21 protein-coding genes and 3 tRNA genes are annotated in these 20898 nt (G+C 38.4%); 13 read left to right on the forward strand and 11 right to left on the reverse strand.

The features are described 5' to 3' along the window. The 6 genes from FN756_RS11715 to FN756_RS11740 form a co-directional block, all read right to left on the reverse strand. On the reverse strand, positions 1-938 hold a 938-nt coding region (locus FN756_RS11715; protein ID WP_185955269.1), incomplete at its 3' end, for a hypothetical protein. 742 nt (positions 939-1680) lie between these two features. After that, on the reverse strand, positions 1681-2472 hold the full coding sequence (locus tag FN756_RS11720; protein WP_142604306.1) for a DUF2490 domain-containing protein: 792 nt from the start codon (positions 2470-2472) through the stop codon (positions 1681-1683). A 29-nt stretch (positions 2473-2501) separates the two neighbouring features. Beyond that, positions 2502-3845, reverse strand: coding sequence for an anaerobic C4-dicarboxylate transporter (locus FN756_RS11725; protein ID WP_142604307.1), 1344 nt, complete (start codon positions 3843-3845; stop codon positions 2502-2504). 179 nt (positions 3846-4024) lie between these two features. Further along, positions 4025-5230 (reverse strand): DcaP family trimeric outer membrane transporter, encoded by a 1206-nt coding sequence (locus FN756_RS11730; RefSeq protein ID WP_142604308.1) that lies wholly within the window; start codon positions 5228-5230, stop codon positions 4025-4027. A 243-nt stretch (positions 5231-5473) separates the two neighbouring features. After that, positions 5474-6499 carry an HAD family hydrolase gene (locus tag FN756_RS11735; protein ID WP_142604309.1) on the reverse strand — a complete coding sequence of 342 codons (1026 nt, stop codon included), beginning with the start codon at positions 6497-6499 and terminating at the stop codon, positions 5474-5476. A gap of 53 nt (positions 6500-6552) precedes the next feature. Then, positions 6553-8097, reverse strand: a complete 1545-nt coding sequence (locus FN756_RS11740) for an arylsulfatase (protein WP_142604310.1) — start codon at positions 8095-8097, stop codon at positions 6553-6555. Between the two features lie 259 nt (positions 8098-8356). On the opposite strand from FN756_RS11740, the gene FN756_RS11745 reads away from it, so the two are divergent. From FN756_RS11745 to FN756_RS11770, 6 genes are all read left to right on the forward strand, one after another. Further along, positions 8357-8974, forward strand: coding sequence for a TetR/AcrR family transcriptional regulator (locus FN756_RS11745; RefSeq protein WP_142604311.1), 618 nt, complete (start codon positions 8357-8359; stop codon positions 8972-8974). Positions 8975-9010: 36 nt separating this feature from the next. Beyond that, a complete protein-coding gene (locus FN756_RS11750; protein WP_142604312.1) occupies positions 9011-9901 on the forward strand; it encodes an HlyD family secretion protein in 891 nt (296 codons plus the stop codon). Between the two features lie 116 nt (positions 9902-10017). Beyond that, positions 10018-10935: an ABC transporter ATP-binding protein gene (locus FN756_RS11755; protein ID WP_142604313.1), complete on the forward strand. Its 918-nt coding sequence runs from the start codon at positions 10018-10020 to the stop codon at positions 10933-10935. 1 nt (position 10936) lies between these two features. Further along, positions 10937-11677 carry an ABC transporter ATP-binding protein gene (locus FN756_RS11760; RefSeq protein ID WP_142604314.1) on the forward strand — a complete coding sequence of 247 codons (741 nt, stop codon included), beginning with the start codon at positions 10937-10939 and terminating at the stop codon, positions 11675-11677. A 69-nt stretch (positions 11678-11746) separates the two neighbouring features. Further along, a complete protein-coding gene (locus tag FN756_RS11765) occupies positions 11747-12853 on the forward strand; it encodes an ABC transporter permease (protein WP_142604315.1) in 1107 nt (368 codons plus the stop codon). Positions 12854-12947: 94 nt separating this feature from the next. Then, positions 12948-14066, forward strand: coding sequence for an ABC transporter permease (locus FN756_RS11770; protein WP_142604316.1), 1119 nt, complete (start codon positions 12948-12950; stop codon positions 14064-14066). Positions 14067-14127: 61 nt separating this feature from the next. Here FN756_RS11770 and FN756_RS11775 read toward each other — a convergent pair whose 3' ends face one another. Further along, positions 14128-14577: a protein-disulfide reductase DsbD domain-containing protein gene (locus FN756_RS11775; RefSeq protein ID WP_142604317.1), complete on the reverse strand. Its 450-nt coding sequence runs from the start codon at positions 14575-14577 to the stop codon at positions 14128-14130. Positions 14578-14710: 133 nt separating this feature from the next. Continuing rightward, entirely contained in the window at positions 14711-14944 is a 234-nt protein-coding gene (locus FN756_RS11780; RefSeq protein WP_142604318.1) for a (4Fe-4S)-binding protein, read from the reverse strand. A 199-nt stretch (positions 14945-15143) separates the two neighbouring features. Between FN756_RS11780 and FN756_RS11785 the strand changes: the two genes are divergently transcribed. The 3 genes from FN756_RS11785 to FN756_RS11795 all read left to right on the forward strand — a co-directional run bounded on the left by FN756_RS11785 (position 15144) and on the right by FN756_RS11795 (position 17057). After that, positions 15144-16037 carry a DMT family transporter gene (locus FN756_RS11785; protein WP_142604319.1) on the forward strand — a complete coding sequence of 298 codons (894 nt, stop codon included), beginning with the start codon at positions 15144-15146 and terminating at the stop codon, positions 16035-16037. 4 nt (positions 16038-16041) lie between these two features. After that, on the forward strand, positions 16042-16506 hold the full coding sequence (locus FN756_RS11790) for a GNAT family N-acetyltransferase (protein ID WP_142604320.1): 465 nt from the start codon (positions 16042-16044) through the stop codon (positions 16504-16506). A gap of 65 nt (positions 16507-16571) precedes the next feature. Beyond that, entirely contained in the window at positions 16572-17057 is a 486-nt protein-coding gene (locus tag FN756_RS11795) for a methylated-DNA--[protein]-cysteine S-methyltransferase (RefSeq protein ID WP_142604321.1), read from the forward strand. An 11-nt stretch (positions 17058-17068) separates the two neighbouring features. On the opposite strand, the gene FN756_RS11800 is transcribed toward FN756_RS11795, so the two are convergent. Then, the gene (locus FN756_RS11800; RefSeq protein WP_142604322.1) at positions 17069-17989 is read right to left on the reverse strand and encodes a hypothetical protein; all 921 of its coding nucleotides are present in this window, start codon (positions 17987-17989) and stop codon (positions 17069-17071) included. A gap of 97 nt (positions 17990-18086) precedes the next feature. Next, positions 18087-18533 (reverse strand): DUF2147 domain-containing protein, encoded by a 447-nt coding sequence (locus FN756_RS11805; protein ID WP_142604323.1) that lies wholly within the window; start codon positions 18531-18533, stop codon positions 18087-18089. An 88-nt stretch (positions 18534-18621) separates the two neighbouring features. Here FN756_RS11805 and FN756_RS11810 point away from each other — a divergent pair, with 88 nt between their 5' ends. From FN756_RS11810 to FN756_RS11825, 4 genes are all read left to right on the forward strand, one after another. Continuing rightward, positions 18622-19176, forward strand: a complete 555-nt coding sequence (locus FN756_RS11810) for a glutathione peroxidase (RefSeq protein WP_142604324.1) — start codon at positions 18622-18624, stop codon at positions 19174-19176. A gap of 163 nt (positions 19177-19339) precedes the next feature. Next, positions 19340-19422 (forward strand) — tRNA-Leu (locus FN756_RS11815). A 32-nt stretch (positions 19423-19454) separates the two neighbouring features. Next, positions 19455-19536, forward strand: a tRNA-Leu gene (locus FN756_RS11820). A 71-nt stretch (positions 19537-19607) separates the two neighbouring features. Further along, positions 19608-19689 (forward strand) — tRNA-Leu (locus FN756_RS11825). 83 nt (positions 19690-19772) lie between these two features. Here the strand turns inward: FN756_RS11825 and FN756_RS11830 are convergent. After that, positions 19773-20825 carry a hypothetical protein gene (locus FN756_RS11830; protein WP_142604325.1) on the reverse strand — a complete coding sequence of 351 codons (1053 nt, stop codon included), beginning with the start codon at positions 20823-20825 and terminating at the stop codon, positions 19773-19775. Positions 20826-20898: the final 73 nt, after the last annotated feature.

Raw genomic sequence — 20898 nt, forward strand, 5'->3', positions numbered from 1 at the left:
ACATTATCCGTAATATATACCACTTGACCCGAGGTTGCTTTACTAAGAGCAGCGACAAGATCAGTGTAATTAGAAACAGTGTAATTAGCAGTTGGTGCTGGAGCTGGAGCTGGTGCTGGTGCAGGAGTTGGATCTGGAACCGGTGCTGGTGCTGGTGCTGGTGCTGGTGCTGGTGCTGGATCTGTAGAAGTAGTGGTTGTTCCTGTCACTCTTAGATAGTTTAACCAGTAGTTACCAGATGAATTGCTGTTTTTAGAGCCTTTTGAAACCTGAATAAGGATTTTACCAGAAGAATTTGGCTTAATACCTGAAACGGTAACAATTTTAGAAGTATTGTTTGCAGCTTCTAACACTACAGTTTGAGTAGTAGCACCAATTACTTTGAATTGGGTTTCTAACGAACCATTGTAATCCATTCTTGATGAAAAGAAGCTCAAATTATACGCTGTTGCAGTGTTTAGGCCAGAAAGTTCCAACGCTGAAGTAGCACCTGATCCATTGTAATACAAATCTGAAGCTACAGCTTGAGGAATACCCAGCGCTGAAGGATAAGTAGTAGAGTTGTTGTAAGCACCTTTGAACGCTGCAGTAGTGGCAATTTTAACACCTGTGGTTGCTCCGGTAACAAAATCTTTAAGTGCTACCGGTGATGATACGCCAATACTTGCTTTATTGTAGTTGCCAGCACTAGCAGTAGATCCAAGATCGATTCTAAAATCGGAAGTACTTGAAGTAGTGGCAGCTGTAGTTGTGGAAGTTACTTCCAGTGCTGATGTTGTATTTACTTCCTGAACAGCTGTTGAAGGTGTAGGCATTGAATCTTCTTTTTTACAAGAGGTAATCATGCCAGCCCCTGCAATGATTGCGGCAAAAGCTAATGATAATGCTTTTTTGTGATTTTGTTTAGCCAATTTTGAAATTCCTGTATTCGTCTTCATTATTGTAAATTCATGAATTTAATAAATAATAATTTTTTTTATCTTTTAGTTAATGTAAATAGCAAGCCATTAGCACCCCAGCTCTTTTCAGAACTGATTTTTAATTCTCATGAAATTTTGGGTGGAATTATTCTCAGACTGAGAATATTAAATATTGACAGCTCAATAAAATTACTTTTCTATCTTTTGCATCCTCGCATTTTCTCCCAATTAAGTTTTTAATTTTTATCCTATTTAAAAATCTTTACTTGTCAATATCAAGTTTTGAACAACTAAGTTTTACGAAGCTTATTACGAGCTGACAATCAAAATGTTACACGAATTTGAAATATTTATTTTTTTAAATAAAAGTAAACCCGTATTTATTTGTAGGTTAAATAACATCGTTCCGAATTTTACAAATCTATCTGTAATGAATATCTTACACCTTTCATTATTCTCGATTTAAAACCAGCGTACATGCTTATTTAGCAAAAAAAGCAGTTTAACAACCTTCATCACCAATCTTTTTTGAGCTTAAAAAAAAAATTGTATTAAGATTAAATGGAGAAGAGATGTGCGCCACACACTAGTCTTATCTTTTCACTAGTTGTAACCCAGCTTAAGGAGGGGAAATTCAGGATTGATTTTGGGAGAGTTCTTATTGATTTTATTGAGCTGCCAAATCTTGAACATTCGCTTTTAAAATAGACGTTTCGGGAATCATTCCATACTTAATTCCCGAATTGAGTTTAAGCATATACTACTCTCCCCCAGACTCAATAAAAGGTTGTTTATTCACTCTACGCCAACCGGCATTGTAATAAAAAAACAACCGCAAGGTGTGATTCATATCGTATTGATAACCGGAAGATTTCTGTTGGTAAACATTCATATATCCAAAATCAAAACTCAGACTGGACCTAATATTTTGCTTAACTCCGAAAAAAATTCGGTTCTGTTCAAAGGCATTGTAAACAACTTCTTTTCCGAATTGAATCAATATTTCATCAGCCACTACCAATGATGGTAAATATTTATTTTGAAAGATCGTGTAAGTATAGCTAAACAGATAACGAACCCGGTCAGTAAACTTATAATCGTCTGTTCGTTGATCATCCACAATTTTCTGTTGCCATCTTTGCTCATTTCTTAGCCTCTGAAGTATAAAAGATCTGCCAAATTTAGAATTCACCTGAAACTGCTGGTAAATCCGGTTTTCATTCGCAAATGTATGCCAGTCTTCCTGCGTTGGAGCTAACCACATATGCCCGTAACCGAGCGCAGCAGTTATGTTATCTTTGATCCAATAATTGGCAGCCCCTCGAATGAAATAAAAACTAGGGTCAGCTAAAAAATCATTCCTACGGATATGAAAATCAGCTAAGGCGCCCCAATGTTCATTGATACGAAAGGTATTATTTATACTTACCCAAACTTGAGATTGATGATTTATTTCTTTTTCACTTGCACTTTGTGCAAATACTAAAACAGGCAAACACAGCATCAAAATAACACCATGGCACTTAATTCTGAATGCTGTAAAACGAACCATACGATTATACCTGTATTATAGATTTATCCTTAAATAAGACTACTTAAGAGAAAACCAACTCCGATGGAAACAATCGTTGCGACAAGCCCAGGTAAGAGAAAACTATGATTGACAACGAAGCTTCCAACTTTTGTTGTTCCTGTTTTATCCATGTTGATGGCAGCAAGAAGCGTAGGATAACCAGGAATCAAAAAGAAACTGTTTACTGCAGGAAACATCGCAATTAATGAAGCTGCTGGCAAACCCAGCGCCAAGCCAAGCGGCATCATGGCTTTTGTAGTTGCCCCCTGGCTGAACATCAAAACTCCCATTACAAAAATTGCAACAGTAAATGACCACGGATATGCTGCAGTGATCTTACCTAACGAATCAGCAATAATTTGCTTGTTTGCATCCATGAATGTTGCGGCCATCCATACAACACCAAACACAGAAACCAATGCACTCGACATGGAGTTGAACAAACTTGCTTTTGTAATTTTTGCAGCATTTGTTCTGGTAACAATTAGCATAAGGGCAGCGGCAGATAATGCAATCGTTTCTATTACCGTAACCATTTTCAAGGTTCCATCGGCATTTACATGAAAATTGACGCTACCTGCTGCTGTATCGGGTATTATTTGAGGAAATGTGCCACTCAACACGATCAATAAAATTGTTACGCCAAAAATGATCACTGCCTGTTTTGCTTTCTTTGCTTGTGCTTCGTTGAGGGTTACTTCTTTTGAAAGCTCGTTGATGGTTGCAGCGAATTCAGGATCTTTCATCTTTTCAAGAAATTCAGGATCCTTATCCAGATCCTTTCCATATTTCATCATTACAAACGCAGCTGCCAGTGAACCAATGAAACAGGAAGGAATGCAAACAAACATGATGTTTGCCGCTGCACCAGGATAGGCAAGAATTGCCCCAAAGGCGGCGGTACATGCAGCCATCGGACTTCCGGTAAGCGCTGCATGACAAGCAATCACAGATGCACTTAATGGTCGCTCAGGACGAATGTGGTTTTTTACGGACACGTCAGCAATAATGGGCAACAATGAATAAATCACATGCGATGTTCCCGCAAAAAGACAAAGCACAAATGACACAATCGGAGCTATGATCGTGATTCGGCTTGGGTGGCGGCGAATAATCTTCTCTGCAACGCTAACGAGATAATCCAGCCCTCCTGCAGCTTCAAGTGTGGCTGAAAGAGTTACCACACAAATGATAATTAACATGATATCGCCCGGCGGGTCAGCCGGACGCATTCCGAAAAATGTTACATAAATAAATACGCCGACTACGCCCATCAATCCAAGTGCTATTCCCTTCAGCCTCGAACCGATCAGAATCATTACAAGTAATACAAGCAGTTGAAGCCAGATCATAACAGAAAAATTGATTTTGAATAATATGTCAATTCTTGAAAAAATAGTCCTGCCATTGTTCCTTATCCTGTGTAAGTGTTATTCCGAGCATTAGCAACAGGCTTAACTTTTTGAGGATTGAGTTCATCAACGCTAATTCTACCTTCTAAAACTCATTTAATACCTCATATTCAAGATTTTTATTTTTTGCCAACATAAAAGGTATGCGAAAAATTGTACTTAAATGAGAATTGTAGTTTTACATCTTCAGAGCTAAAACCATCGCTGAAGTTTTCGCGTTTGCCCCATTGTAATTCAGCAGCAACCAGCATATTTTTAAAAGGAGTACTTACAACGTTTGCAATCGCATATTGCCCGTTCTTGTAGGCATCAGGCGATCCCCCCACAGAATTCTCTATATGAGTACTTGAATAACCGATGCTAGTGCTAAACTTATCATTCCATTTATGCTCAAAAAACGCTACAATACCCGTAACAGGTAAAGCCTCACCGTCAAATGGCTTGGTTGTATTTCCGGGATTACTTATAACACCAACATCAACGGGAGCGTCATTCATATAGTTCTCCACGCCTTCTCCATAAGCAAATGATCCTCTAAAAAGATCATTTATACCCAAGTTGAGCACAGTACTGAAATTTACTCCCCAACCCACCACACTGCCACTGTTATCATATCCGCCAGTGGTATGTATGTCTTTCCATTTAATTGACCGTAACATACCGGCCAACTGAACATGCCCCCAATTGCCGGTTCTCTTGTAATGCGCTGAAAAATCAGGAAGAGTAAGATGACTTCTGATACTATCCAATTCGATACGGTCTTCATAAATCCCCTGATCGCCACTGGCACCAGGACGTTCCAAAGCAATGAACACTTCATTGGCCCCCTGAAGAGGAGCAAACCTTAACTGTATGTTACGGAATATTACCATTCCTGTAGGTCCCCAGAACTCAACAATGTTTGGATATACATCAATGTCTACAAATGGAGAATTGGTTTGCCCAACTAACCATCTGCCCAATTCACCGTATGCATGCCTAAGGCGTAGTGTAGTTTGCCCTTCATCAACACCTGCCCCAAACATGTTAAATTCAAATTGAGTTTTCAGCTCACCGACAGGTGTTGACGTGCTCCCCCTCACACCGAAGCGCGTTTGTCGAACACTAAAAAACACTTTTCCATCCGGGGCAAACTGGTCCTTATAAGACGGAAGCCTTGTAACCCGTAAAACATCAAAGTAATTAGGATTAATTTGCTTAAAATCATAACCCATATCGGTCATCGCAAATCCGTAAATCTCAAACTTTACTTTGCTCGAATCATCTTGTGCAAATGAAGAGATGGTATTGATTAGAAAAACTAGTAAGAGTAGATGTTTTTTCATAGTCTATAAATCTCAATAAACTAATAATCAATAAGTTAACTATTAAAAATATAATAATCAAATGAAAAATATTGAAGTAATGAATAGATCAAAGTGTTATCATTCTACATAAAAACGATAGTTGTTCAGGCTGTACCCAGGTTCAACAGATTCCTCGGAGCTCTGTAAAAGGTTCTCTCCTCACACCAAATGCCTCTCCTCTGTTTTCCAGAATCAAAATTTCCAATCCTTATATGCCCTTTGTTACTTTTCAAAAGGATAAATAACCTTCCAGTCGTTCTTCATGTCCACCAAAATCCATCCATTTGCTTTGGCCTCATCAAGGCCTTTATCGAGTTTACCTACTGATGATTTTCGATCGTAGGCCCATTCTCTTATAGAATCAGTATGATGAATGTATATCTCCAAGTTTTTTAGCTTATTCGAAGCGGTCCACTGCAACATCTGCAAATCACCATCAGAATTACCGACAGCAAAAACGGGTTTACGGCCTATGTATCTATTAATACCAACAGGTTTCCCAACTTTGTCATCAATAAAATCTATCTTGGCCAACCGTTTTAATACAGGCTTCCCCTCATTGTAATCGTATTCTGTTTGAATGCTGCTTCCAATAACTTGGTTTTCGGAAATTCCATAAACCTTTTCTGACCAAGGCCTCATAAATTCAATACCACCGCCCGAAACAATGAATATTTTAAAGTCGTGGGCCCTTAAATAATCGAGGAGCTCCAGCATGGGCTGGAATACCAAATCGGTATAAGGCCTCTTTTTTATCGGATGCTGAGCTGATGCCATCCAATCCTTTACTATCTTTTCAAATTCATCCGTGGTAATTCCTGTATGGGTTGCCATTACTAATTCAAACACTCCTTTTTCGCCTTGTTTTATAAGAGTTTGCATATCGTTCTCTAAAACTGCTTTAAAAGGTTGCTTATCTTTCCATTCAGGGTGATCAGCAGCCATCGATTTTACCCGATCTATAGCAAAAAAGAGTTGAAAATAAACAGGCTTTTCAGACCACAATGTACCGTCATTATCAAATACAACAATGCGGTCAGCAACGGAAATAAAGTTTTTGCTTTGTTTATTGGTAACGTCGTCAACGTAGCTGATAATGGATTGTTTTGTTTTCCCATCATTCCAAGACTGGAGTGCATTGCTATTTTTTACACTATCATTCACTGAAGCTTTACCTACTTTATCCGTTGGAGCATTACAGGAAGTAGTTAAGATGAATAGAGTTAACAGTCCAAAACTAAACTTCATTGCTTTCTGTATGAAAAAGAAAAGGATAGCGAACCAACGTTTCCCCCGTGAACTTACTGCCCACTGGTTTGAGCTTCAGTTAGCTTAATCAGCACTTGATCGAGCGAGAAGCTGCCCGCTTTCTGGCTCGGCGGAAACTCCTTGAAAGTCGCGATGTATTTGGCTACATATTCCTGCGCCGGTACCAGCAGGAAGAGCCGGTCAATTCGCCATTTTGAATAATTGATTGAGACGAGATCAGCCTTTTCGAAAGGATCACTGCGCAGGTTATAGATCTTGGGTAGGCGAAGTGTCACAAAGGGATCTTGCCAGACATCGAAGCCTTCAGAACGCTGCTCCCGAAAGACGATCTTCCAATTGTCGTAACGCAGCGCCACCAGCGAGCCGTCATCGTTCCAATAGAAGAACTCGTGACGAGGCGATTTGTCCGTCTTTCCGGTCCAGAAGGGCAAAAGATTATAGCCATCGAGGTGCACCTTGAACGTCTTGTTATCAACCTTCATGCCTTTCAGGAGTTGCTCCTTCACATCAGCCACCCCAACGGCGGCCAACAATGTTGGTATCATATCTTCGTGAGAGTAAATGTTGTTGTCAATGCTACCCGGTTTAATGACACCGGGCCAGCGAATGGCGCATGGCACGCGGTAGCCACCTTCCCAGTTTGTATTCTTCTCTCCTCGGAAAGGTGTTGTACCGCCATCAGGCCAAGAAAACTCCTCCGCTCCATTGTCAGTCGCATACATAACGATTGTATTCTCATCCATGCCAAGTTCCTTGAGTTTGTCAAGGATTTGGCCGACCATTGCGTCGTGCTCAACCATGCCGTCGGCCTCAACACCCAAGCCTGTCTTGCCCTCGGATTCTTTCTTCAGATGCGTGAAGATGTGCATACGGGTGGAGTTCCACCAGAGGAAGAAGGGCTTGCCATCAGCTTTGCGCTTATCTAGGTAGTCGAGCGTGGCTTTGGTAAATTCTTCATCCACAGTCTTCATGCGCTCAGTGTTGAGCGGACCGGTAAGTTCGATCTTCTGTGTCCCATCGGGATTCGCCCATGAGTGTATCACACCGCGAGTGCCATATTTCTTTTTCATCTCCGGGTCTTTAAAGTAATCCGGATTCTCTGGTTCCTGTTCGGCATTGAGGTGATACAACGAGCCGTAAAATTCGTCAAAACCATGCATGGTCGGTAATGTTGCATCGGCGTCACCCAGGTGGTTCTTGCCGAATTGGGCAGTCATGTATCCCTGCCCCTTAAGTAGCTCGGCGAGCGTGACGTCACGGGCTTGCAATCCCTCCTTGGCTCCAGGCAAGCCAACCTTAAGCAGCCCGGTGCGGAAGCCCGATTGACCGGTGATAAAGCACGCACGACCGGCTGTGCAACTCTGCTGACCATACCAGTCGGTAAAGAGAGCCCCTTCTTTGGCGATGCGATCAATATTTGGTGTCTTATAGCCCATCATGCCCAGGTTGTAGGCGCTAATATTCCAGTAGCCGATATCATCACCCCAGATAACGACGATATTTGGTTTTTGCTGGGCCCTGCTTGTCAAACAAAATAAAGTAGTAGCTGCTACCAATAAGAGTTTTGAACTTTTCATTGTTATAGATTTTTGTAAAATCCAGAAAAAACAGCAACTACTTAGTGAAAATCCGATTTTTCATTAGTAGCTGTTATATGATTTACCTGTATACTAAAATTAATAAAAAAACATATCAACTTCATTAACAACAACTTACATTTTATTCAAGCAAAAACTATATTAATCAAATGATTAAATTGTTTGACTAAAACAAAAATCGAAGTCTTATCTTTGTGCAAAATTTCAATCGGAATAATTTAATGAGTAAAAAATTCCTATGACCACTGACATTTCCGCAGAAGAGAAAATCAAGGAGGCAGCGCGCAAACTATTTACTCAAAAAGGATATGCGGCTGTAAAAACCAGAGATATTGCAACGGAAGCAGGCATTAACCTGGCTTTGCTGAATTATTACTTCAGAAGTAAGGAGAAGTTGTTTGAAATGATTATGGTTGAAAATATCCAAAACTTCATCAAAGGAATCTTTGGCATATTAAACAAAGAGGATACTTCAATTGAGACTAAGTTTGAAGAATTAACTTCAACCTACATTGATATGCTGGCTGAACAACCTAATCTGCCCTCATTCATTTTTAATGTAGTAAGAGAAAAACCCGACTTGCTTTTAGAAAAATTAGAAGCCAACTCCATTATAACCAATTCTTATTTCCTAAAACAATTTAAAGCTGCAATGGAAAAAGGAGAAATTAATTCTTCTATCAGTCCAATACACTTACTCCTCAATTTTGTCGGCTTAACAGTATTCCCTTTTATTGGAAAACCGATTATTCAAGCGCGATCGGGTTTGGATCAAAAACAATTCCTGGCGTTGATGGAAGAACGCAAAAAATTAATTCCAATGTGGATTAAAACCATGTTGAAACCAACTAACTAAACCATATCAAGTAGCGTATTAACAAATTTATATACAATGAAATCAGCTTTTATCATAGCTCTTAGCGCGTTAGTCGTAGCATCTTGTCAGAAAAAACAAAACGACTTCGACGCGTCAGGTGCTTTTGAAACAGAAGAAACTATTATTTCCGCGGAGGTAGCAGGAACAATTCAACAATTCAATGTTGAAGAAGGTCAAACATTACAAGCCGGGCAAGTTGTTGGCTATATTGATAGTTTACAGCTGTATCTGAAGAAAAAACAACTGGAGTCGCAAATCGAATCTACTTTAAGCCAAAAACCAAATATTTCAGCACAGCTTGCTTCCCTTGAAGCACAACTGAAAGCAGCTGAGAGAGATCAACAACGCTTTAGCAACTTATTAAAAGCGGATGCAACGACTCAGAAACAGGTTGATGATATCAACGCTCAGGTCGACGTGTTGAAAAAACAAATAGCCGCACAAAAATCGTCATTGAACATTACTACTGAAAGTATTTCTCAACAAACTAATCCGCTTAAAATTCAAATTGAACAAATAAATGATCAATTGGCAAAATCGAGAATTATAAATCCAATTACAGGAACTGTGCTTACAAAATATGTGGAGCCCAATGAAATGGCCACTCCGGGCAAGCCGCTTTATAAAATTGCCGATATATCCTCTTTGTTTTTACGTGCTTACATTACCGGAACTCAACTGTCTCAAATTAAATTGAATCAGAAAGTAAGAGTTATGGTTGACGACGGCGCAGATAAATACCAGGAACATGAAGGAATCATTACCTGGATAAGCGATAAAGCTGAATTCACGCCTAAAACCATTCAAACTAAAGAAGAACGAGCAAATTTGGTTTATGCAACTAAAATCAGGGTAAAAAATGATGGCTCATTAAAAATAGGAATGTACGGTGAAGTGCAATTTTAAATGCGTGGTAAATAAAATATAATTACGAGTTGTTGGTTGCCAGTTACGGGTTAAAGTAAATTAAATGAAGCTATATAATGCCGTAATTCAAAAACGCGTAACCCGAAATCAATTAAATGAAAGCTGTTACATTAAATAACATTACCAAGACCTACAATAAAGGGACAGTACTCGCCGTAGATAATCTGTCGTTTGAGGTAGAAAAAGGGGAACTGTTTGGTTTAATCGGACCGGATGGCGCAGGCAAAAGCACCATTTTCCGACTGCTCACCACTTTGCTCCTTGCCGATAGCGGAACTGCTACAGTTGATGGATTGGACATCGTAAAAGATTTCAAAACCATTCGCAAGAAAGTGGGTTATATGCCCGGAAAGTTCTCTCTTTATCAGGATTTAACGGTTGAAGAAAACCTGAATTTTTTTGCCTCCATTTTTGGCACTACCATTCATGAAAACTACGAGCTTATTAAAGACATTTATGTTCAAATAGAGCCTTTCAAAACGCGTAGAGCAGGCAAACTTTCAGGTGGGATGAAACAAAAGCTGGCCCTAAGTTGTGCTTTAATACATAAACCATCGGTATTGTTTTTAGACGAGCCTACAACCGGTGTCGATACGGTTTCTCGAAAGGAGTTTTGGCAGATGCTTAAACGCTTAAAAGAGCAAGGCATTACCATTTTGGTTTCAACCCCTTATATGGACGAAGCTAATCTGTGCGACAGAATTGCCCTAATGCAATCGGGTAAAATTTTATCGATTGACACACCAGCAAACATTACCAAAGCATACGATGGTAAATTATATGCGATCCGGTCTTCCTCAATGCACAAATTGCTTATTGAGCTTCGAAATTACGAGTTCACAGAAAGCTGTTTTGCATTCGGTGAATATTTGCATATCACTTTTAAAAAAGATCACATTGATCATACCAACGCACTATTAAGTTATTTAAAACATAATGGACATACTAATTTGGAGTTAAAAACAATAGAACCTTCAATTGAAGATTGTTTCATCCAATTATTAAAGCAATAACATGCAACAACCGGTTATAAAAACTGAATTACTGACTAAACGCTTTGGTAGTTTTACTGCGGCCGATGAGCTTACTTTTGAGGTATATCCGGGAGAAATATTCGGCTTTTTGGGAGCGAATGGAGCGGGTAAAACTACAGCGATGCGTATGCTTTGCGGATTATCGCTTCCATCTTCGGGAAAAGCGACAATCGCCGGCTTCGACATCTATAAACAAACCGAAAAAATTAAACAGAATATCGGTTACATGAGTCAAAAGTTTTCTCTCTACGAAGATCTTACGGTGATAGAAAACATACGCTTTTACGCCGGCATATATGGCTTATCCGATAAAGAAATTAAAGCCAAAAGCAATAATTTACTGGACCAATTAGGCTTGCAAAACGAAGCCAAAAAACTGGTAAGCGAACTTCCTTTGGGCTGGAAACAAAAACTTTCCTTTTCGGTGGCTGTAATACATCAACCTAAAATCGTTTTTCTGGATGAACCAACCGGTGGTGTTGACCCGGTTACCCGCCGTCAGTTCTGGGATTTAATTTACGATGCATCTGACAAAGGTTTAACTGTATTTGTAACCACACATTACATGGATGAAGCCGAGTACTGTAACCGTATTTCGATAATGGTTGATGGTCGGATTGAGGCTTTAGATACTCCTTCCAACTTGAAGAAACAGTTTTCGGCAAACTCGATGGACGATGTGTTTTATCAATTGGCCCGCGGAGCAAAGAGGAATGAATAAAAATTGAATGAGAGTATGATGGAATAACAAGCCAAGCTATCTCTCTACTCAATACTCAATATTATATTAATGAAACAACTATTCATATTCGTTAGAAAAGAGTTTTATCATGTTTTTCGTGACCGGAAAACCTTGCTCATGCTCTTCGGGCTTCCAATTGCTCAGATCGTGCTTTTTGGCTTCGCGTTAACTACTGAAATTAAAAATGCCAAAATTGTAGTTGCTGATTATTCAAAAGACATCGTCAGCAAACAAATCATCGACAAAATTGATGCAAGCAGGTACTTCGATATTGAAAAATCATTGATGAGCCATGATCAAATTGAAGCAGCCTTTAAAGAAGGTAAAATCAAAATGGCAGTTATTTTTCCAGAGAACTTCAACAAGAACTTATTACACACCAACAAAGCTCAAATACAGGTCATTGCCGATGCTTCCGATCTGAATACAGCGGTTACCTTAACAAATTATATATCATCAATTATTGGAGATTACCAACAACAAATGGTTAAAAATGTTGTTCTGCCCTATCGCATTGTGCCTGAAATAAGAATGTTATACAACCCGCAATTGAAAGGTGAGCACACTTTTATTCCGGGGATGATGGCCATGATCATGATGCTGGTTTGCGTAATGATGACCGCCATTTCAATCGTAAAAGAAAAAGAATTGGGAACCATGGAAATTTTGTTGGTTTCACCATTCAAGCCGTTAATGGTTATTCTGTCGAAATTTGTTCCGTACCTGATCATATCACTAGTAAACGTTACATCCATCCTTTTACTCAGTTGGATTTTTCTACATCTGCCCATAAAAGGGAGTATCCTGTTACTTTATGCGGTAAGTTTACTATTCATCATTACTTCGCTGGCGATCGGGCTATTAATTTCTATCGTTTCCCAATCGCAACAATCGGCTATGTTTGGATCACTCATGGCAACCATGTTACCTACATTGCTACTCAGCGGTTTTATGTTTCCGATTGAGAACATGCCATTGCCTTTGCAGATCATTTCAAATGTTGTTCCGTCCAAATGGTTTTACATCATCGTAAAGGACATCATGATAAAAGGGTCCGGTTTCGGCGCGATCTGGAAAGAAACACTCATTCTTGTGGGTATGACTGTTTTTCTACTCATTATTAGTTTGAAGAAGTTTAAAATCAGATTAGAATGATGAGCAGTGGAAAGCAAAAAAGCAAGTGAAAAAGACAAAAGAAACTAAACGCAAATCAGTGTAATCTATACCTCATAGGTGTAATCATCTTAACATGCGCACTATAAAATTTTTACTTCAAAAAGAATTTCGGCAGATATTCCGTAATAAAACCTTGCTGCGTTCTATTCTTATATCTCCTTGTATACAATTATTAATACTTCCTCTAGCGGCCAATTATGAGGTAAAAAATATTTCGCTTGCCGTGGTCGACAATGATCATTCGGCCTATTCGCAAAAGATGATTTCCAAAATCACTTCTTCGGGCTACTTCAAACTAACAAGTTATAATAGTTCTTTTAAAGAGGCTTATCATCAAATAGAAGAAGACAAAGCAGATATCATACTGGAAATCCCTGCACATTTTGAGCGTAATTTAGTGCGTGAAAACGAACAGAAACTCTTTGTAGCGGTAAACGCCATCAATGGCACAAAAGCATTGCTTGGCGGCGGATATTTGGCCAATATCATTAACAACTATAACAATGAGATTCGTTTGCAATGGGTACAACCAAGCAGGTTCAATACAGCTCCCTTAATAGAAATCGCTTCATCTAATTGGTATAACCCATTAATGAATTACCAAATATTTATGGTACCTGGAATTTTAGTGATGCTTGTTACCATGATTGGAGGCATGATGTGTTCGCTCAATATTGTTAAAGAAAAAGAAATAGGAACCATTGAGCAGATTAACGTAACGCCGATCAAAAAACATCATTTTATCCTTGGGAAACTCATTCCGTTTTGGGTAATCGGCATGGTGGTATTTACACTTGGTTTATTAATAGCACGCTTTGTTTACCATATTATTCCAATTGGAAACATAAGCTTACTCTACGGATTTTTAGCCGTTTATCTGCTGGCCGTTCTGGGCTTGGGATTACTCATCTCCACCTATTCCGATACCCAACAACAAGCCATGTCGATCACCTTTTTCTTTGTAATGATCTTCAATCTTATGAGTGGGCTTTATACTCCTGTTGAAAGTATGCCGAACTGGGCGCAATGGATTGCCAAGTTTAATCCACTGAGTTATTTTATTCAGGTGATGCGAATGGTAGTATTAAAAGGGAGTGAATTTAACGACGTAAAACCACACTTAATAGCCATATTAGGGTTCGCTATCGTATTTAATACATGGGCGATTTTGAATTACAGGAAGAGAGCGTAAAAAACAAAAGCCCGGCTGCATCATCTGCTTACCGGGCTTTGAAACTAACTTTTGGTCAGTATTACTTGACAGGCACACTGAACTCGATTTCATCAGGAGGCAAGCATTGTTTATCATTACAGGTCATGAATTCTACTTTGCCCTTAACAACGGCTGTGTTTGAGTTAAGTTTAACTTTTTGTTGAAAAACAACGCTGTTTTCAAAAAAAGCAACATTCATTTTAAAAGTTTCCTCATAACGATTGATCGCTTGTGGCTCAAGGGTTTTCCCTACTAATGAATAGTCTTTTGAAGGAGGAAAGGTAAATGTTGTTTTTATCGGACCGTCGTCGCTTTTCAGATTCTGTGAGTATAAATGCCAACCTTTTTCGATGGTGGCTTTCACATAAACTATCGCTTCAGATTTGCCTGTTTTCTTTGCAGAATAACTCCATTTTACAGGTTGTAAGATTTGACTTTTTGCTACAAATGACAAAAAGACAATAGTGGTAATTAGTGCTAACTTTTTCATGTGCTTTGCATTGTATTATACATAATCTTTCTTCAATCTCAATCTTTTATGAGTATCGTCACCATAAGCTTTGTTAGTTGAGATCGGCAACAAAACGTAAATAGTTTACTTTTTATTGTTTAGTTCCTTTTTTTTAGGTGCTTTTGGCATTCATATAATACGAAAGCGCTCCTGATGGACATCTTTTCACTTGTTCCACTATAGTTTTTGTATCAGCTCCTTCGGGTGTGACCCAAGGCTTTTTCCGGGGGTCGAAAACACTCGGCAAGCCATGAAAACAAATTGCAGAATGAACACACTTGCCTGATTGCCAAACAACTGTCACCTCCCCATTTGTATATTCTTTATGAACCTTCTCTCTATCCATTATAAATTCTGTTTAAAAACTTATACAACTTTAACTTTCCATCCACTTCAATAAATCGTATGAATATATAAAAGTACTGTTTCAATATTATTTTTCATATATCCTTTTCTTTTATCATCCATTTTACACATCCCATCCTCTATCTTTCAATATAATACCTACCTTTGCCCCCTTTAAAATTCCACACATAATATCGTTCATGAGTACCAATGCAAAGGCCTATTGTGCGCTGGCTATTGTTTGCTTTATTTGGGGCACAACTTTTTTAGCTACACGCATAGGCATTCATTCTATCCCTTCTTTTATGTTCGCAGCAATGCGGCATATCATTGCGGGCATCATTTTTTGTTCTACATTTTATTTACGCAACAAATACATCCCCAAATGGACTGATGTAAAAACGCAAATACTGATAGGGTTATTTATGATTGTTTTTGCAAATGGCGTGGTGGCTTATGCAGTAAAATACGTAGGAAGTGGTTTGGCTACCTTGATCTGTTCCATGGTTCCGATTTGGGTCATTCTCATTAATTTAGCTTCCACTGGGAAAGAAAAAGTAAACTGGCAAATTATAACTGGAAGTATTCTTGGCTTTCTGGGACTAACAATTGTATTCCGTGATCATCTGGCAGAACTTAAAGACCCTCATTATCTTTGGGGTATTATTATCATTGTCATAGCCAGTTTTTGCTGGTCACTTGGAACCATCATTGCCAAGAACAACTTCAGCAAACGTATGCATCCTTTTTTGGCTTCAGGCATTCAAATATTATCAGGAGGATTGGTTCTTGCATTCATCAGCCCCTTTGTTGATGATTACAGTATGCTTAAATTTGATTTAAAAGGAATATCAGCCTTGGCTTATTTGATCATTTTCGGTTCATTACTTGCTTTCGGTTGTTTCAGCTATGCCTTATCAAAACTTCCGGCAACGATAGTTTCTTTATATGCATACATCAATCCTATTGTGGCATTAATACTGGGCTGGCTTATTCTCAATGAAAAATTAAATGAATCCATTGGCATTGCGGCCATCATAATTATTGGTGGCGTTTATCTTGTAAACAGAGGCAACAAACTTCAAAGGACTTAAAACCATGGAGTCGCGTGTTAAAATAATCGATTATCAACCTGAGCACCAACCGCATTTCGAAGCGTTGAACAAATCATGGATTGTTAAATATTTTCATTTAGAACCCATCGACAAGGCTGTACTTGAACATCCCAAAGAACACATTTATGATCATGGCGGCCTTATTATCATGGCTCAATACGATGGCAAAATAGTTGGTACGGTTGCATTAAAACGTATCGACGAACATTCATTGGAGATGACAAAAATGGCGGTTGATGAAAATTATCAAGGCTTTAAAATAGGCTTAAAATTGGGGGAAGCCATTTTACAGAAAGCCAGAGACCTGAAAGCCCGAAAAGTTATACTTTATTCAAACAGAAAACTTGTACCCGCTATCAGTTTATATCGTAAACTGGGCTTTATTGAAGTACCGGTTGAACCCGGCAAGTATGAACGTTGCGATATTAAAATGGAAATTGAAGTATAATTGAACTTCAAGATAAAATCTTTCAAAAAAATAGTAATAATATAGTAGTTTTCAGAAACTAACTAATGAATCTTACTCAAGCATATTATCATTCGCCTATTGGTATCATTCAAATTTCGGGAGACGATGAGTACATTCATAGTACTCTTTTTAGAGAAGAAGCTGGAGAAAATTCAGGCAATTCAGCTGTAGTTAAGCTCGCTCTTGTACAATTGGATGAATATTTTACAGGAAATCGACTAAACTTTGAGCTTCCGATTTCACAATCAGGAACAACCTTTCAGCTATCCGTTTGGGACCAGCTCACAAAGATTCCCTATGGAGAAACCATTTCTTACTTACAGCTATCCGAGCGCTTAAATAATCGATTGGCAATACGTGCAGTTGGCGCCGCCAATGGTAAAAACAATATAATCGTAATTGTACCCTGCCATCGGGTAGTCGGAAATGATGGTAGCCTTACCGGTTTCTCTGCAGGATTATGGCGCAAGAAATGGTTACTGCAGCACGAAAATAAAATTTCAGGCAAAGGCCAACGATCTCTTTTCTAAAGCATAAAGGCTTATTCTACGATTGAAATTTGAATACCAATAATTTTGGTAGGTAATGGTAAACGATCCAGGTTCATTTTCTTGTACCAGCGCTTAGGAATTTGCGAAGTATCCATAATAAAATCTAATCCTTCTTCATTGCTCACAATAAGATTTTCTTCTTCCCATCTCGAGCCCAGGTAGCCGTAAGCAAGAAATAAATCATCCAAAGTATTCCCTACCTTGATATCCCGGTCTGTTTTAAAATAAGGATGCTTCACCATTATTTGTTTAATCAAACAAACTGAATCAGTTACACAATCCTGGGTAATGTTTAAGAAAGGCGTAACTTTATCACTTGCCATTACTTGATATTGCAAATACTTGGTATTCTGATCGTAAATATAAACACGATACACACGCTCTTTGGGATAAAGCTTTTTAATAGTGTCAATATCAGTTCCCAACTTTAACACCCCTACAGCATTTTTAGTAATGATGTTGGTGGGAAGCTTAGGAGTTGCTTTAGGTTTTTCATCCTTTTTCGTAACAAATTTAGGGTCGATTTTCCCCGTTCCTTTTTTTGCCGATACCGATTTACCGGTTACGCTTTGAGCACTTTTAACGGTTGTAGGACCGCCCCCTTCAGTACGCGCCACCAAGGAATCAGAAGCAGCAGCTTTAGCGCCGGTTGGAGTTGTTGCCTTACTTGATTTTTTTAAATCGGAATCCGTTTTAGATAAGGAGTCAGATGATTTTTTCTGCGGCAATCCTGTTTTTGAATACTTAGACGCAGTAATGGAATCAAGCAAACCTGAAGATTTTGACACTGTAGCCTTGGAAGTTTTAGCCACAGGTTTAACAGTTGTGGTGGCCGGCTTGGCCTTCACAACGGGTTGTACAGCTTTGTTTTGCTGTGCAAAAGCCTTTAATGAAACTGTATTCACTATCATGAATACAATTAATGATGCGATTTTAAAATAACTCTTTTTCAACATTTAATACCTATCCTGTCAAATATGATGCCCTTAACCCCCTGTTAAATGTTTTTTAAATAGTAGCTCTAGTCCAAACGTCTGTACGGCCAATCAATGAAATACCTACAAAACCCCGCACATTAATGCTGCCTTTATCTTTAATTGAAATTTTACAACTATAGGTTTTTCCGCTTTTAGGATCGTAGATTTTCCCACTATCCCATTGCTTATCGTCAGCATTATATTTGAAATCATGTAAGATTTCAAATCCAAAAATCTGACGCTTTTTCAGCTGATCATCCGGATTCTCTTTATCTCTTTTATCCTGACCCTCGTCATCCTTTGGATGCAACAACCAAACTATCTTACCAAAAAACTCATTCCCTTTCTTATAAATCTGAATCTTAGCGTCTTTGTCTTTATTAAACCAAACACCTACAATAGCATCTGCGCTTGTTTGTGCAAAGGTCGACAATGAATAAGTCAAAAATACAAACAGAATTAAAGCTATTCTCTTCATGTGTAAAATGTTTTTTTCACCCAAGGTACAAAACTAAAATAAAAGCAGACTGTTTTTGTAATTTTGTTCAATCAAATAAAAGCGAACAATGGAAACACTCCTCATTTTAATGACTTTTCTTTTTTCAGGTTGTATGGGCTCTACGGTATCAAACCCGGGACATATTCAGGCAACTGCCAGTTTTTATGACCTTAAGTTTACCTCTATTGAGGGTAAAGTGATCAACTTTAAATCGTTCAAAGGCAAAAAACTTCTGATTGTGAACACTGCTTCTGAATGCGGTTATACTCCTCAATATGCCGATCTGGAGAAATTGAATAAGGAATATGGCAACAAAGTGGTTGTACTAGGCTTCCCTGCGAATAATTTCGGAGGACAAGAACCCGGCACTAATAAAGAAATCTCCGGTTTTTGTCAGAAAAACTACGGCGTAACTTTTCAGTTGTTTGAAAAGTCATCCGTTAAAGGCGATGACAAAAACGAGGTTTATAAGTGGTTAACCGACAAAAGTAAAAACGGTTGGAACGACCAGGAACCTACCTGGAATTTCTGCAAATACCTCATCAATGAAAAAGGCGAATTGGTGAAATTCTACCCTTCGAAAGTGAAACCGATGAGTGAAGAAATACTTTCTATGCTTTAAAGATAGAAACGGAACGATTTAAGATGGAAAATGTTTTTTTCATTCTCCATCTTTTTTTTCAATAGCACACTGATTAACAATACCTTACGCTCGCGTCTTTCAGAATTAATAATTTTCTTTTCCTTATTTGGAATTTGCGTTTATATTTGCAGCCCCAACACGAGCGCGGGTGGCGAAATTGGTAGACGCACCATCTTGAGGGGGTGGCGCCCAACGGGCGTGTGAGTTCGAATCTCATCCCGCGCACATTCCACAATTTTTATTCCAATGGAATAAAAGCCCAGGTGGCGAAATTGGTAAACGTTGCGGTCTCAGAAGCCGTTGGGAATACCCTTGGGGGTTCGAGTCCCCCCCTGGGCACAAGATTAATTAAAGTTGTCTTGCTTTGACTTAAGCAAATTGATTGCAAATTTCTATTTGCAATCCTAAAAGCGGAAGTGGCGTAATTGGTAGCCGCACCAGACTTAGGATCTGGCGCTTCACGGCGTGGGGGTTCGAGTCCCTTCTTCCGCACTTTATCCCGAATCCTCCGCATTAGCGGAGGATTTTTTTTAAGCCTCTATATTTTTTCCTTCCAATTACTAATACGCTTGATTTTATTGAAAATCGGTAGGTTTGTAATAGTTTTTGGATGTTACAACAAACAAACCTTTGTCGAAAAATTTTTGAGAGATTCTTGCCATTACAGAACAAAATCCTGTTTCAACACCATTTATTGTTTTTGGATAGGTCATATTTGAATTATGATTAAAATCAACACAATGGCCTATTTCATGCGCGGTAATAAAACTTGCATCTATAGTTATATAATCATGTAAAACATGTTCTGCATATCCTAACGTATAACCACCACCTAAACCGGATGCGTTAGTGCATTTACCACAATTAAAACGTTCATGGCTGAGAATGTCATTATACACTTTCTCTTTTTCAGCCATTGTTAAAACCTTAGTTCCATCATTACCTATAATTTGTTCCTTTAAAAACTCTTGTTTAAAATCATCAGAAACGAGGACGATTCCCAGATTAAGCATAAGTCCGGAAAAACGACGAATGTCTTTAGCAGTTAAATCCTGTTCCCAATTATCATTTGGGTCATTATTAGGGTCAAAATCATGATATTTTATCGTCCATTTAAGTTTGTTGAGTTTTTTGAGTTTGAGTATGGTTTCGTTATCTCCTGTAAAATCAAATGATATTTTATCAGGATCTACACCAGTTGTTTTATACAGAGAGAGATTCACTATTTTATCCTTTGTATCTAAAAAAAGAATAGTTCCATTCACAAATGGGTACTTCATGGTTTGCTTAGCATGGGCTCTTATTTTTTTAATTTTAAATAGTTTTACCTGTGTGCTACCTTCAATTGTGGCTAATATGGTGGCATTTTCGATATCGAATGGTGCGAAATTGGCCACTTCAATGTTTTTTTCATCCAATGGTTTTATTCGTATAACCTGTGCAATACTGTAAATTCTGGATTCTGCAGTCATCGCTTCCTCCGATTCGTCATCTTGAAACATTAAAGATGAATTTTGTTCGGTATCGAAGGAAACTGTTTGAGTAGAAATTTCTGCGTTAATTCCTTCATCTCTACCACAAGCGATAAACAGAAAAGCGCTAAAAACTAAACCGAAAATTCTTTTCATAAATAGATAGTAATTAATTAATACATGAAGATAGTTATATGATATTAAATTAAAATTTACTCTTAAAATGAAA

It is taken from the genome of Solitalea koreensis (genome assembly GCF_900182575.1).
In the GTDB taxonomy this organism is placed as follows: Bacteria; Bacteroidota; Bacteroidia; order Sphingobacteriales; family Sphingobacteriaceae; genus Solitalea; species Solitalea koreensis.